At 73.8% G+C, this 14,200-nt stretch carries 10 protein-coding genes; 8 read left to right on the plus strand and 2 right to left on the minus strand.

The genetic code is table 11. The features are described from left to right. Positions 1–160: 160 nt before the first annotated feature. From ABTW72_RS05860 to ABTW72_RS05870, 3 genes are read left to right on the plus strand one after another with little or no spacing between them, the layout of a single operon-like run. On the plus strand, positions 161–1,981 hold the full coding sequence (locus tag ABTW72_RS05860) for an ABC transporter (RefSeq protein WP_350854804.1): 1,821 nt from the start codon (positions 161–163) through the stop codon (positions 1,979–1,981). Next, positions 1,978–3,663: a GTPase gene (locus tag ABTW72_RS05865; protein ID WP_350854807.1), complete on the plus strand. Its 1,686-nt coding sequence runs from the start codon at positions 1,978–1,980 to the stop codon at positions 3,661–3,663. Before ABTW72_RS05860 ends, ABTW72_RS05865 begins: the two co-directional genes overlap by 4 nt. Before the next feature lie 57 nt (positions 3,664–3,720). Further along, on the plus strand, positions 3,721–4,944 hold the full coding sequence (locus ABTW72_RS05870; protein WP_350854809.1) for a hypothetical protein: 1,224 nt from the start codon (positions 3,721–3,723) through the stop codon (positions 4,942–4,944). 99 nt (positions 4,945–5,043) lie between these two features. Here ABTW72_RS05870 and ABTW72_RS05875 read toward each other — a convergent pair whose 3' ends face one another. Both ABTW72_RS05875 and ABTW72_RS05880 read right to left on the minus strand, forming a co-directional pair. Next, the gene (locus ABTW72_RS05875; RefSeq protein WP_350854812.1) at positions 5,044–5,667 is read right to left on the minus strand and encodes a phosphatase PAP2 family protein; all 624 of its coding nucleotides are present in this window, start codon (positions 5,665–5,667) and stop codon (positions 5,044–5,046) included. A 65-nt stretch (positions 5,668–5,732) separates the two neighbouring features. Then, a complete protein-coding gene (locus tag ABTW72_RS05880; protein WP_350854814.1) occupies positions 5,733–6,626 on the minus strand; it encodes a hypothetical protein in 894 nt (297 codons plus the stop codon). 526 nt (positions 6,627–7,152) lie between these two features. On the opposite strand from ABTW72_RS05880, the gene pdhA reads away from it, so the two are divergent. The 5 genes from pdhA (at position 7,153) to ABTW72_RS05905 (ending at position 14,176) form a co-directional block, all read left to right on the plus strand. Then, on the plus strand, positions 7,153–8,328 hold the full coding sequence (gene pdhA / locus ABTW72_RS05885; protein WP_091396226.1) for a pyruvate dehydrogenase (acetyl-transferring) E1 component subunit alpha: 1,176 nt from the start codon (positions 7,153–7,155) through the stop codon (positions 8,326–8,328). Further along, positions 8,328–9,317, plus strand: coding sequence for an alpha-ketoacid dehydrogenase subunit beta (locus ABTW72_RS05890; RefSeq protein WP_091396229.1), 990 nt, complete (start codon positions 8,328–8,330; stop codon positions 9,315–9,317). Before pdhA ends, ABTW72_RS05890 begins: the two co-directional genes overlap by 1 nt. Beyond that, positions 9,314–10,810, plus strand: a complete 1,497-nt coding sequence (locus ABTW72_RS05895) for a dihydrolipoamide acetyltransferase family protein (RefSeq protein ID WP_350854817.1) — start codon at positions 9,314–9,316, stop codon at positions 10,808–10,810. Before ABTW72_RS05890 ends, ABTW72_RS05895 begins: the two co-directional genes overlap by 4 nt. 218 nt (positions 10,811–11,028) lie before the next feature. After that, positions 11,029–11,166: a hypothetical protein gene (locus ABTW72_RS05900; RefSeq protein ID WP_165435866.1), complete on the plus strand. Its 138-nt coding sequence runs from the start codon at positions 11,029–11,031 to the stop codon at positions 11,164–11,166. A 343-nt stretch (positions 11,167–11,509) separates the two neighbouring features. Beyond that, positions 11,510–14,176, plus strand: coding sequence for an LppU/SCO3897 family protein (locus ABTW72_RS05905; RefSeq protein WP_350854820.1), 2,667 nt, complete (start codon positions 11,510–11,512; stop codon positions 14,174–14,176). Positions 14,177–14,200 lie beyond the last annotated feature (24 nt).

Below are 14,200 nucleotides of genomic sequence, written 5' to 3' on the forward strand. Positions count from 1 at the left end.
GAGCACCGCCCGCAGCGGGCCCCACCACAAGTTGAGTGAACTTGACTCAATAGTGCCACGCGTTGGCCAATCGTCAAGTTGACTTGAGTCAACCCGACGCAACCCAGCCGTTATTACCGTCCGGTTGTCTTCCCTTGCATCGGTCGGGCACGCTTTAGCGGTGACGACGCACGGCGATCCCGCCACCAGTTCCGGTGCGCCCGCCGTCGCAGCCCGTACCGACCCGCCGGACGCCGCGGAGGAGCCGCCCGCCACCACCGGGGACGACAGCCTCCCCGGCGCACTGTCGGGCCTCCGGGAGGCGATCGGCGCGACCCGGTATCCCCTCGCGCTGCCCTCTGCCAACTCTGCCCGGCACACCGCCGCGGCACTCACCGACCAACTCGACGACTACCTGCTGCCCCGGCTCGCCCGGCTGGACGCCCCACTGCTCGTGGTGGTCGGCGGCTCCACCGGCGCGGGTAAGTCGACCCTGGTCAACAGCCTGGTCAAGGCCCGGGTCAGCGCCGCCGGCGTGCTCCGGCCGACCACCCGCTCCCCGGTGCTGGTCTGCAACCCGTCCGACGCGGCCTGGTTCCGGCAGGGTGACCTCCTGCCCGGGCTGACCCGCACCACCGAGCCGAGCGACGATCCGCGCGCCCTGCACCTCGTCACCGCCCCGGCCCTGCCCGCCGGGCTGGCCTTCCTCGACGCGCCCGACATCGACTCGGTCGTCGACGCCAACCGGGCACTCGCCACCCAACTGCTGGCCGCCGCCGACCTGTGGCTCTTCGTCACCACCGCCGCCCGGTACGCCGACGCGGTGCCCTGGGAGCTGCTGCGCAGTGCCCGGGCGCGCGGCGCGGTGATCGCCATGGTGCTGGACCGGGTGCCCGCCGAGGCCACCGACGAGATCGCCGCGCACCTGACCGAGATGCTCGCCGAGCAGGACCTCGGGCGCGCGCCGCTGTTCGTGTTGCCCGAGACCTGGGTCGACGGTCAGGGGCTGCTGCCCGAGGGAGTCACCGCCCCACTGGCCGACTGGTTCGCCCGGTTGGCCGCCGACGTGGACGCGCGGGCGGCGGTGGTCCGCCAGACCCTCGACGGGGCGCTGGCCGCACTCCACCCCGCTGTGGAGGATCTGGCCGACGCCGCCGACGAGCAGCTCGCCGCCGCCGACGGGCTGGACGAACGGGTCCGGGCCGCCTACCGGGGTGCCGAGCGGACCGTCGAGCAGGGGCTCCAGGACGGCCGGCTGCTGCGGGGTGAGGTGCTCGCCCGCTGGCAGGAGTTCGTCGGCACCGGCGAGCTGTTCCGCACGCTGGAGGCACGGATCGGCCGCCTCCGGGACCGGGTCGTGGCCGCCGTCACCGGCCGGCCGGCACCCGCAGCCGAGCTGCGCAACGCCATCGAGTCCCAACTGGTGACGCTGCTGCGCGGGGTGGCCTCGGAGGCCGCCGAGGCCGCGTACACCGGGTGGAAGGCACACCCGGCCGGCGCCGGGCTGCTCGACCCGGCGCTCGCCCACCCGAGCGCCGACCTACCCGAACGCGCCGAGCGCATGGTCCGGGACTGGCAGCGCGGAGTGCTGGAACTGGTCCGGGTCGAGGGCGGTGACAAACGGTTCGTGGCCCGCACCGCCGCGTACGCGGTGAACGCCACCGGGCTGGCCGTGATGATCGCCGTCTTCGCCTCCACCGCGTTCATCCCGACCGGGCTGGAGCTGGCCACCGGGGCCGGCACCACGGTCGCCGCACAGGCCGTCCTCCAGGCGATCTTCGGCGACCAGGCGGTGCGTACCCTCGCCGCCAAGGCCCGCACCGACCTACTGGACCGGGTGCGGACGCTGCTCGACACGGAGGCCGACCGCTTCTTGAGCCGCACCGCCGACGCCCGCCCCGCCGAGGATGCCGGCGACGGGCTGCGCCGGGCCGCCGGCCGGGTCGAGCTGGCCCGGCACCGCAGCGGCCTGTCCGCCGCCGACGAGGAGGGTTCCCGGTGAGCAACATCGCCGGCCGGGTACGCGAGGTGTTCCGCGGAGACCAGCGGGTCGACGCCGACGCGCTGATCGCCCGCCTGGACGCGGTACGCCGGTTCCTGACCGCCGTGGACGGTCTGCTGCCCGACGCCGACCTGGTGCCCGCGCACACCCTGGTCGAACGGGCCGGCACCCGGCTCGCACTCTCCCGGGACCACACAGTGGTCGCCCTGGCCGGTGCTACGGGCAGCGGCAAGTCCAGCCTTTTCAACGCGTTGGCCCAACTGGAACTCTCGCCGGTCGGGGTCCGCCGGCCGACCACCGGCGTCACCCACGCCTGTGTGTGGGGGCCGCTGGAGGGCGCCAACCATCTGCTCGACTGGATCGGCGTACTGCCCCGACACCGCTTCGTCAGGGAGAGCGCCCTGGACGCGGACGACGAGACGGCCCTGCACGGGCTGATCCTGCTCGACCTGCCCGACTTCGACTCGGTGCAGCGATCGCACCGGCTCGAGGTGGACCGACTCCTCGGCCTGGTCGACCAGGTGGTCTGGGTGGTCGACCCGCAGAAGTACGCCGACCGGGTCATCCACGACAGCTACCTGCGCGAGTTCCACCGGCACCGCGACGTCACACTGGTCGTGCTCAACCAGGCCGACCGGCTGCCCCCGGCCGAGGTGCCCCGGGTCCTGGACGACCTGCGTCGGCTGCTCGACACCGACGGGCTGACCGGGGTGCCCCTGCTGGCCACCACCGCCATCGATCCGACCGGGATGGTCGGGCTGCGCAACGCGCTGGAGCGCACTGTCGCCGAGCGGCAGGCGGCGTTGCGTCGGCTCGCGGGTGACGTCGACACGGTCGTCGCCGGCCTGGACGAGCTGGTCGGTTCGGCCCGGCCGGCGGGAGGGCCGGACGACACCGCCGTCAAGGGGCTGAACCGGGCGCTGGCCGGGGCGGCCGGGGTGCCGGCGGTGACCGAGGCCGTGGAGCGGGCGTACCGGCACCGGGCCGGCGCGGCCACCGGCTGGCCCGTGGTGCGGGGCTGGCGGCGGTTGCGGCCCGACCCGCTGCGTCGGCTGCACCTGCCCGGCCCGACCGGCGACCAGACCGACCCGGCGGAGAGCCTGGTGGCGGCCACCTCGGTACCGGACCCGACGGCCGCCCAGCGCTCGGCGCTCGGTCTCGCCATCCGCGCGGTGGCCGACCGGGCCGCCGCCGACCTGCCCGCCGCCTGGCCCGGTGCGGTGACCTCCGCCGCCCGGTCCCGCCTCGGCGACCTGCCGGACGCCCTGGATCGCACCATCGCCGGCACCGACCTCGGCCTCGACCGTCGCCCGCTGTGGTGGCGGTTCGTCGGCGGTGTGCAGTGGTTGGTCACCCTCGCCGCCGTGGTCGGGCTGGGCTGGCTGGTGCTCGGCTACGCGCTGCGGGCGCTCGGCCTGCCCGCGCTGGACAACCCGATGGTCGGCCAGGTGCCGCTGCCGACCGTGCTGCTGCTCGGCGGCCTGCTGGCCGGGCTGCTGGTGGCGGCGCTGACCCGGCCGGTGGTGCGCTGGGCCGCCCGGCGCGCCCGGGCCCGCGCCGACCAGCGGCTGACTGCGCGGGTCGCCCAGGTGGGCGACGAGTACGTGCTGACACCGGTACGGGTCGTGCTCGGCTCGTACGCGCAGGCACGCGACGCGCTGCGGGACGCCGCACGCCGCTGACGCTTCGCACGGCTCGCTACCGCTCTGCGTACGCCTCAGGCGGCGTAGGGTCGGAGCATGGCCACGCCTCAGACCCCCTACGACGCGGTGCTGCACGCCGCACGCGACGTGACCAAGCTGGAGTCCGCTCTCGACGCCGAGATGCTCGGCAGTGCCCTGCTGGGCAGTGTCTACGCGATCGCGGAGACCGACCGTGACGCCGCCGTACGGGAGTTCGTCACCGGCTTCCTCGCCGCCACCGCCCGCCGCAGGATCGCGGCGGCGACCACCATCCGGCAGGTCTTCGCCACCCTCGTCCCGACCGCCGAGGGCACCGATCGGGTGCGTCCGGGCAGCCAGGCGCCCACCTGGACGGCCCAGCTGGGCCGGGTGCACCTCACCGGCACCTGGGCGTACGGCGACGTGTACGGCGACCAGACCTCGTACCTCGCGACCTTCGCCTACGACGACGAGTCCGGCGGCTCGGAGCACGCGCTGGTGGCCCTGGTGGACCACAACATCGGGATCACCAAGGACATCTTCGTGGGCGGGCCGGCCGAACGGATCCTGGACCAGGTCCGGCAGATGTGCGCCGACGACGAGCTGACCTGGTTCCGTACCGAAGATCCAGCCCGGTTCCGGGGCGAGGTGGCACGCCATCTGGCGGTCACCGACGACCTGGGCGAGTTGCCTGGCGAAGGGTCACTCGCCACCGACCGCGCACTGGTCGGGGCCCGGCTGGCGATACTGCCCACCGCGGCCGACCCGACCGGTCCGGCGGAGGTCGAGCCGCTCTCCGCGGCCGAGCGCACCGACCTGGTCCGGCGGTTCCTCGCCGCGCCGGAGGCCGCCCGCTTCGGGCTGGACACCGTCGACGGCCCGGAGTTGGCCTCCCTGCACTTCTGTCTGAGCCTGCTGCTGGACCACTCGGCGAGCTTCCCGGATGCCGATCCGATGCGCTGGAGTCCCGCGGTGTCCGGACTCTTCCTGCTCGACTGGGTGCACCGCCGTGCCGTACTGGACATGGACGACGCGGCGATGCTTCCCCGGGTGCTGCGGGCCTGGGCGCGGTACGCGTCGCGCCAGCGCGGGCTGCCCGAGGCGGCGGCGACGCGCACCGACGAGGCGATCGAGGAGATGGTGCCGGAGTTCGCCCGCCTCTACTCGACCGGTGAGCGGCGCAGCGCGGCCACCGCCGCGGTGGCGCAGTTGATGGCCGACGGGGTGGACCCTGACGACCCCGCCGCGCTGGACGCGTGGATCGAGGCGAACCGCCACCGCCTCGCCGACGACGGCGCCTGACGGCGTCCGAGGGGTGGGCGGCTACGTGCCGCCCGCCCTGGGGCGGGCCGGCATCGCCCGCCAGGGGGCCGAGCGGCCCACCGCCCGCCCTGGGGCGGGCTAGCGCAGCGGGCCGAAGATCACCGCGGCGATCAGGGCGCCGAGCGCACCTCCGGTCAGCACCTGCGCGAGCGTGTGGTCCCGCAGCCGTACCCGGGACCAGCCGACCAGCGCCAGCAGCGGTGCGGCGACGACAAGCCGCGTCCCGAAGGTCAGCATCAGGATGACCAGCGTCCCGGCGGCCACCGCCGAGTGGATCGACATCTTCCACCAGTGGCTGACCGACACGGCCACCACGAGGCCGACGAGGCCGGACACCGCCAGTGCCAGCACCGGGCGGGGCGCGCCGAGCACGCCGAGCAGGGCGAGCCCTGCCGCGACCGAACCGAGGCCGACCAGCAACGGCGCCCGGCGCTGTTCCCGACGGCCGACGTGGTGGTCGGTGAGCCGGCCACGGCGTACCCCGCCGACGATGTAGGCGAACGGGATGCCGGTGACGAAGAGGGTGGCGAGCAGACCCCAGACGAGGCCCTGACCGGGGCGGCTGGCGCTGTGCCAGCTCACCGTGATGATCAGCAGCGAGACGAGCACCGCCGGTGCGGTCACCTCGGTGACCAGCCGGGCGATCCGCAACCCCGGGCCGGGCCGGGTGGTGACCGGGCGGGGTTCCGCACCGCCGCCCACGCCACCCCCTCCGGTACGCGCCTACCGTCGAACGCCGCCGTCGCCGGACGGGCCGCGTCTGATCGTCACCGTACCGCCGGCCAACCCGCAGGATACGTCGGTACGGCCAGGGGCGCCGGCCTGACGCTGGGCTTCGAGGCGACGGCCGACGGCGACGGGATCGCCGGACTGGGTCGGTGCGTCGGTGAAGCGGGCGGCGTGGGTGTGGGAGCCGGGACGGATCGGGTGCTGGTCGGCAGGGCGGTCGCGGTCGCGTCGTCGGTCGGCGTGGGTGTCGGCCCCAGTGTCGGCTCCAGTGTGGGCGTCGGGTCCACCGTCAGGGTCGGATCGGGATCGGCCGAGCCGGTCGGGTCCGGGTCGGTGGGGTCCGGGTCCGGCGAGTCGGTCGGGTCCGGGTCGGTCGGGTCCGGGTCGGTCGGGTCCGGGTCCGGCGGATCGGTCGGGTCGGTCGGGTCGGGGTCGGGGTCCGGGTCGGTAGGCGGTGGTGGAGCGACGGGCGGGGGTACCGGCGGCGAGGTGCTCCGCGTGGGTTTCGGTGCCACCGGCGGGGCCGTCCACCGGGCGGGCCCGGGAACGGCGGCGGCCCCTTCCCGTGGACGCGACGGCGCGGCCGGCAGCCAGCCGCTGGTGGGGCCGACGCTGGGCGTGCCGAGCGGGGGAAGCGGTGGTTGGCTGGTCACCGGCATGGGAATCACCACCGGCCCGACGGACGGGGTCGGCATGAACGGGGTGCTGCTGTCCGGTAGGGCGGTGCTGCCCGGGGTGGCCGAGCCCGCGCTGATCGCGGCGAGGATGGGCATCGACGCCGTGCCGGCCAGCAGCGCGACGGTGAGCAGGTAACCGCGGGAGGGGCCACCGGCGCCGGGAGCCCGGTGGACACCGACCACCCGGCGGTAGCCGCCAGCCGACCGGTGTCGACCAAGCGCTGGTGTGCCGGGACCGTCACCTGGCTCGTACACCGCACACCCCTAGTCGTCGGCCGTCGGAGGACATGAATGGACGCCGCCAGGGGGCAAAAACCCGACAAATGACCTGGTAGGGCGCGATCCTGCGGGAATCAGCCTCGCGCAGTCACACTGCGTCAGCCAACCCCCACAGCGTGTCGACACGCGATGCTGCCCGAACGGTGACGAATCGTGCCGCAACGCATGGGAGACGTGGGCCGGCATGATGGCGACAAACGGCGTCAAAGCGTGGGCGGCCGCATTGCGGGGGCAGGCGTACTGTGGGCGCGCTCACCTGCTCTGCGAATATGGAGCACGACGGCAACGCAGCCGTGACCTCCGCGCACCCTCGCGGCAGGCGCGGCCCGGCGCCGGCGCTCCCGATCCGGGTTCGGCCAGAACCCGGATCACGCCGTGCGGCAACCCCCACCGGGGCTAGGCGCGGCCGCCAGGAACCGGTCCGGCAGCAGCCGGGCAGGCGCACGAGTTGCGCGGCCGGGTGACCCCCCGGTGCCGACGCAGACACGACAGGGAGAGACCGATGGCAAAGGGCGACCCCGGGGGCACCACCCGCAGCAGGCGGGCTGCATCCCGCTCCAGGAAGGGCGCGGCCGGCGACCCCGCGCTGGTGCAGCTACTCACTCCCGAAGGCGAGCGGATCGACAGCGCCACCGGGCCGGACGGCACCGAGTACCGCGTCGACTTCACCGACGAGGAGTACCGCGGTCTCTACCGCGACCTGGTGCTGGTCCGGAAGTTGGACGCCGAGGCGACAGCTCTCCAGCGTCAGGGCGAGCTGGGCCTCTGGGCCAGCCTGCTCGGCCAGGAAGCCGCCCAGGTCGGCTCCGGGCGGGCGCTGCGTACCCAGGACATGGCCTTCCCGACCTACCGGGAGCACGGCGTCCTCTACTGCCGGGGCATCGACCCGATCATGCCGCTCGGCCTGTTCCGCGGCGTCGACCAGGGCGGCTGGGACCCGAACGAGTTCAAGTTCAACATGTACACCATCGTCATCGGGGCGCAGACCCTGCACGCCACCGGCTACGCGATGGGGATCACCATCGACGGCAAGACCGGCACCGACGACGGCGAGGCGGCGATCGCCTACTTCGGCGACGGCGCCACCAGCCAGGGCGACGTGAACGAGGCGTTCGTCTGGGCCAGCGTCTTCAACGCGCCGCTGGTCTTCTTCTGCCAGAACAACCAGTACGCGATCTCCGAGCCGCTGGAGCGCCAGACCCGTGTCCCGCTCTACCAGCGGGCCGCCGGCTTCGGCTTCCCCGGCGTACGGGTGGACGGCAACGACGTGCTCGCCACGTACGCGGTCACCCGCACCGCGCTGGACAACGCCCGCCTCGGGCAGGGCCCGAGCCTGATCGAGGCGTACACCTACCGGATGGGTGCGCACACCACCTCCGACGACCCGACCCGCTACCGCATCGCCAGCGAGGTCGAGGCGTGGCAGGCCAAGGACCCGATCGCCCGGGTCAAGGCCTTCCTGGAGAAGCAGCAGATCGCCGACGCGGACTTCTTCGCCGAGGTCGACGAGCAGGCCCGCCGCGAGTCGGTGCACTTGCGCGAGCGGGTGCTCGAGATGCCGAACCCGGAGCCGGTGACGATGTTCGACCACGTCTACCCCAACGGGTCTCCGCTGCTCGACGAGCAGCGCGCGAAGTTCAGCCGCTACATGGAGTCGTTCGAGGGGAGCGCCCACTGATGGCCACGGAGACGCTCACCATCGGCAAGGCCCTCAACACCGGTCTGCGCCGCGCCCTGGAGAACGACCCCAAGGTCGTCATCATGGGCGAGGACGTCGGCAAGCTCGGCGGCGTCTTCCGGATCACCGACGGCCTCCAGAAGGACTTCGGCGACCAGCGGGTGATCGACACCCCGTTGGCCGAGTCCGGCATCATCGGCACCGCTGTCGGTCTGGCCATCCGCGGCTACCGGCCGGTCTGCGAGATCCAGTTCGACGGCTTCGTCTACCCCGCGTACGACCAGATCGTGTCGCAGGTGGCGAAGATGCACTACCGCTCGGGCGGCAGGCTCAGCATCCCCATGGTGATCCGGATCCCGTTCGGCGGCGGCATCGGCGCGGTCGAGCACCACTCCGAGTCGCCGGAGGCGTACTTCGCGCACACCGCCGGCCTGAAGGTGGTGACCTGCTCCAACCCGCAGGACGCGTACGTGATGATCCAGCAGGCCATCGCCTCGGACGACCCGATCGTCTTCCTGGAGCCCAAGCGGCGCTACTGGGAGAAGGGCCAGGTCGACCTGGACGCGCCGCTGTCCGACGCGTACCCCCTGCACTCGGCCCGGGTCGTGCGGCCCGGCACCGACGTCACCGTGCTGGCCTACGGCCCAATGGTGCGGACCTGCCTGGATGCGGCGACCGCCGCCGCCGAGGACGGCCGGGAGCTGGAGGTCATCGACCTGCGCTCGCTCTCGCCGCTGGACCTGACCGCGGCGTACGAGTCGGTGAAGCGCACCGGTCGGGTGGTCGTGGTGCACGAGGCGCCGTCCAACATCGGCCTCGGCGCCGAGTTGGCCGCCCGGATCACCGAGGAGTGCTTCTACTCCCTGGAGTCGCCCGTGCTGCGGGTGACCGGCTTCGACACCCCCTACCCGGCCGCCCGGGTGGAGGAGGAGTACCTGCCCGATCTCGACCGGGTGCTCGACGCCGTCGACCGCACCTTCGGCTGGTGAGCGACATGTCCCGGATCAAGACGTTCAACCTGCCCGACCTGGGCGAAGGGCTGACCGAGGGCGAGATCCTGGCCTGGCTGGTCAAGGTCGGCGACACCATCGAGCTGAACCAGCCGATCGTCGAGGTGGAGACGGCGAAGGCGGCCGTGGAGATCCCGGCGAAGTGGGCCGGCCAGGTCCAGGCGATCCACCACCCGGAGGGCACCACTGTCGAGGTCGGTACGCCGATCATCGCGATCGACACCGACCCGGGTGCCGGGCCGCTGGAGGCGCCGTCGACCACGGCCACGCCGAGCGGTGATTTGCCCACCCCGTCGGCGGCCTCGCTGGCGGCGGTGGAGGTGGCACCGGCCGAGGGCATGATCGAGCCCGGCCTGATCGGCGGTGCGGCCCCGGGCGGGCGGACAGCGGTCCTGGTCGGCTACGGCCCCCGCACGACTGCCGCAAAGCGTCGTCCGCGCAAGGGCGGCGTCCCGGCGCAGGCCACGGCTCCCACCCCTGCTGGGGTCGATCATGCAGTTGTGGCGGGTGACAAACCAGCTGCCACCTCCACAAGTCCGGCGGCACAAGTCCATGATCGACGCAATGGGGCGAGCGGCGGGGCGGTGTTGGCGAAGCCGCCGGTGCGCAAGCTCGCCAAGGATCTCGGGGTCGACCTTGGCACGTTGACCGGGTCGGGGCCGCTCGGCTCGATCACCCGGGAGGACGTGCAGCAGGCCGCGAGCGGTGCCGTGGCGGCGGCGGAGCCGATCACGGTGACGTCGGCGGCCACCAGCGCCGCGAGCTTCGGCACGGACCGGGAGCAGCGCATCCCGGTCAAGGGCGTCCGCAAGCTGACCGCCGAGAACATGTCCCGCTCGGCGTTCACCGCCCCGCACGTGACGGAGTTCCTGACCGTCGACGTGACCCGGGCGATGAAGGCCCTGGACCGGCTGCGCGGCCGGCGGGAGTGGCGCGACGTACGGGTCTCGCCGCTGCTGCTGGTGGCGAAGGCGGTGCTGCTGGCGGTGCAACGGCACCCGATGGTCAACTCGACCTGGGCCGGCGACGAGATCGTGGTCAAGGAGTACGTCAACCTTGGCATCGCGGCGGCCACCGAGCGCGGTCTGATCGTGCCCAACGTCAAGGACGCCGGCCGACTCTCGCTGCGGGAGTTGGCGGACGCGCTGACCGACCTGGTGCAGACGGCGAAGTCCGGCCGCACCTCGCCGGCGGCCATGTCCGGCGGCACCCTGACCATCACCAACGTCGGCGTGTTCGGGGTGGACACCGGCACACCGATCCTGCCGCCGGGTGAGTCCGCGATCCTGGCCTTCGGCGCGGTGCGGGAGATGCCCTGGGTACACAAGGGCAAGGTCAAGGTTCGCCAGGTCACCACGCTGGGGCTGAGCTTCGACCACCGGATCATCGACGGTGAGCTGGGCTCGAAGTTCCTGCGGGACGTCGGCGACTTCCTCGCGGATCCGGAGGCGGCGCTGCTCGCCTGGACCTGATCGTTTCGAACGCCAGCCACGGCCGGTGTGCCACGGGTTAACGCCCGGCACACCGGCCGTGTCCATTGGGCGACGGAACCGTCGGTCAGACGGCCTGTTGACCTTTGATTGTTAGGCAGGTGTCTCAGCTCACCTAATAATCGATGGAATTTCGCCGGCTTCTGTTGTTGAATAGATGCATCAGGGGCTGACAACCGAATAGCTAGGGGGACCCACCAATGAGCATGATCGAGCGAATCCGCAACCACCGCGACGCGACCCGCCGCGCCCGTGCCATCGAGCACGCGCTGCGCTCGGCGAACTCGCCGGCGGTTCGCGAGGAGATCCTCGTCATCGCCCAGCGTCACATGAGCTGACGCTCCACGACATTCCTCACCTCCTCCAGATCGATGGCCCACCCGGCCCACCGGGTGGGCCATCGGCGTTTCCCAACCACCACCACCGGGATTCCGCCCTGCCGCAGCGCCCGGTACGGTGGGCTTCGGTCGCCGCCCGCCGACCCGGCAGAGGCCGAGCCGACAGAAACTGCTCGACATCAACCGGCCACGGTGAGTGACGACCAGTGCTCCTTGGACGTGTCGTGCCACCACCCGATACCGTGCGGGGAGCCGGCACAGCGGTACGCCGGTGACGCCGGCAGCCACGCCGAGGAGACCGATCGGCACCGGCGAGCCGACATGTGATGGAGGAGGCGCACCCATGACGTCCGAGGGCCCGCACCGACCCGGCCAAGAGCCGGACGAGGTGTCGCCGGGCGCCGGCGGACCGGCGCCGTACGGCGACCGCCCGGCACAGCCGGACAACGGCCAGAACGCCGCCGGCCCCGACCTGGGCTGGGCACCCCCGCCCCCGACGCGGCCCAACCCGTCGGCGCCGGCATGGGCGACCCAGTCCGAGCAGCCGTCGGCCCCCGCCTGGGGTGCCGCCGCCGCTGGGCAGCCCAACGACCCGGCGCAGCCCGCCTGGGCCGCCGGCGGTGGCGCGAGCGAGCCGCCGCAGCAGCAGCCCGGCACGTGGCCCGGCAACGACGGCGCGCCAGCTCCGGCACAGCCCGACCCCTGGGCCGCGCAGCAGCAGGGCTGGACGCCCGCCGAGCAGGGCGCACCCGCCCCGACCTGGACCCCGAACGCCCCCGCAGAGCAGCCGGACTGGGTGCAGGCCCAGCCAGCCGCACGGGGTGCCGCGCAGGTTCCCCCGGCCACCGCCGCCTGGCCCGCCCAGGAGGACCGGGCCAGCGGTTGGGGCGGCGCGGCGCAGGCCAGCCCGCCCGCCGCTGACTGGCGGGCGACCGAATCTCCGCAATCCGATGCACCGCAGGCCGCCGGCTGGTCCGGCGGCGCCCAGCAGGACCAGGCCGCTGGCAATGGCGGCTGGCCCGCCACCGGCGCCGCGCGTGACGACCAGCCGGTGTGGACGCCGGCGGAGCAGTCGCCACCGACCTGGGGTCAGCCCGCCGAAGCGACCGAGCAGCCCGCCCCCGGCTGGGGTCAGGCCGCCCAGCCGAACCCGGCCCGTGGCGCGGCCCAGGTGCCGGCCCCGACGACGAACTGGCCCGCACAGGACGATCCGGCCAACTCCGGCGGGTGGGCCGCGCAGCAGCAGCAGGCGCAGCCCGCCGGGTGGAACGACGGCAACGACGCGCGGCAGGACCAGCCCGCGCAGCCGGCCGCCTGGGGCGAGGCAGAGGGCCGTCCGCAGCAGCCCGACTGGGTGCTCTCGCAACCGGAGCAGCCGACCGAGCGGCCGGAGCAGGCAGGGTGGACCCCGGCGGAGCCGAGCAACCTCCCCGCCCGGGCCAGCGCCAGCGTGCCCACCAGCGGTGGCGCGCCCAACTGGGCCGCCGGCCCGGACAACGCCGCCCAGGGCAACTCCGGCGGCGTGCCGGAGGTCGAGCCGTGGGCCCCCGGTGAGGTGTGGGGTCGCGCGGAGGCCGAAGCTTCCGCCCAGTCCCGCGGCGGTTGGGAGGCGGACCGAGGCGACGAGGCACCGTCCTACCAGCCCGGGCCCGCGCCGGGCATCTCGCCGGCGAACGCGGTGCCGCTGCCCCCGCAGGAGCAGCGCGTCCCGGGTGCCAGCCTGGCTGCCGCCCCGCCGTCCGACTACGCGCCGCAGGCCCAGTTCGCTCCGATCCCCGAGCAGCCCGCCTACGAGACCCCGGACGCCGCCGCGCAGTACGGTGGCCGCCCCGAGGACGTCTCCGCGAGCGGCGCTGTGGTGCCCGCCCCGCGTACCTCTCCGGAGTCCGGAGCGGGCCGCGCGGTCGTACCGGTGTCGGACGCCGAGTCGGCAGCCGGCGCAGCGGCCCGGGCCACGGCGAGCGCTTCGGTGCCGCTGGCCAGCCGGGTGATGCCCCCGACCGACCAGGCCATCCGACCGACCGGCACGGCCACCCCGCAACCCCGGGTGTACGGCCGTCCGGCACGATCGGAGCCGGAGGCCGAGCCGGAGCCGGAGGCGTTCCAGGGCGACTCGGGCGCCGACCGCCAGGGTGCTCCGGAGTGGCAGAACGACGCGCCACGGCAGGCCACGCCCGACTGGCAGCACGAGGGGCAGCGGCAGCAGTCCGCACCCGACTGGCAGAACGACGCGCAGCGGCAGGCTGGGCCCGGCTGGGGCGGCGAGTCCCCGGCCGATCCGCGCTTCGACGACCGGCAGCCCGCACCGAACGCGTTCAACGAGGCCCCGTCGGCACCGCCGGCGTTCCCGCCCGGTGTGCCGTCCTTCGTCGACGCCCCGGGCAACAACAGGCCGGTGAACGGCACCCGCCCGCACTCCGGTGCCGAACCGCCGGCGGACCAGTTCGGCGGCCCCGGGGCGCCTGCCACCGGCACCGCGAACGGAACGGCGACCTTCGGTGCGCCGAACTTCGGTGGCCCGGGCTCCGGGCCGGCGACCGAACCGGTGCCGGGCAGCGGCTTCCCGCCGTCGTTCCCGCCACCGCCGCAGTCCGCGCCGTCCTGGGGCCAGGAGACCGGCCAGGGGGACCAGGGCCGGTTCGACGCGTTCAAGCCGGACGCCGACGAGCCGAAGGTGGAGCCACCGACGCCGAAGGTGCGCAACGGCCGGGTGCTGGCCGCGGTGCTGATCGCCGCGATGCTCATCCTGGCGGTGCCACTCGGCCTGCTGCTGCTGCTCGGCAAGGTCGGCGGGAACGACACGCCAACCTTCGACCCGGCGGTCGGCACCTGCGTGAAGCAGTCCGGGCAGGGCGGCGCCTCGGCGGCGGACTGCGGCGAGGCGGGCGCGTTCACGATCGTCTCGAAGGTGGACGCCAAGGAGAAGTGCACCGACACGACGCAGCCCCACGTGGTGCTGCCGGGTGAGGGCACCAACCGGGTGCTCTGCCTGAAGCCGGCCACGAAGTAGCTGCACCGACGGCGGGGTCACGGG

Source organism: Micromonospora sp. NPDC127501, assembly GCF_040302185.1.
GTDB lineage: Bacteria > Actinomycetota > Actinomycetes > Mycobacteriales > Micromonosporaceae > Micromonospora.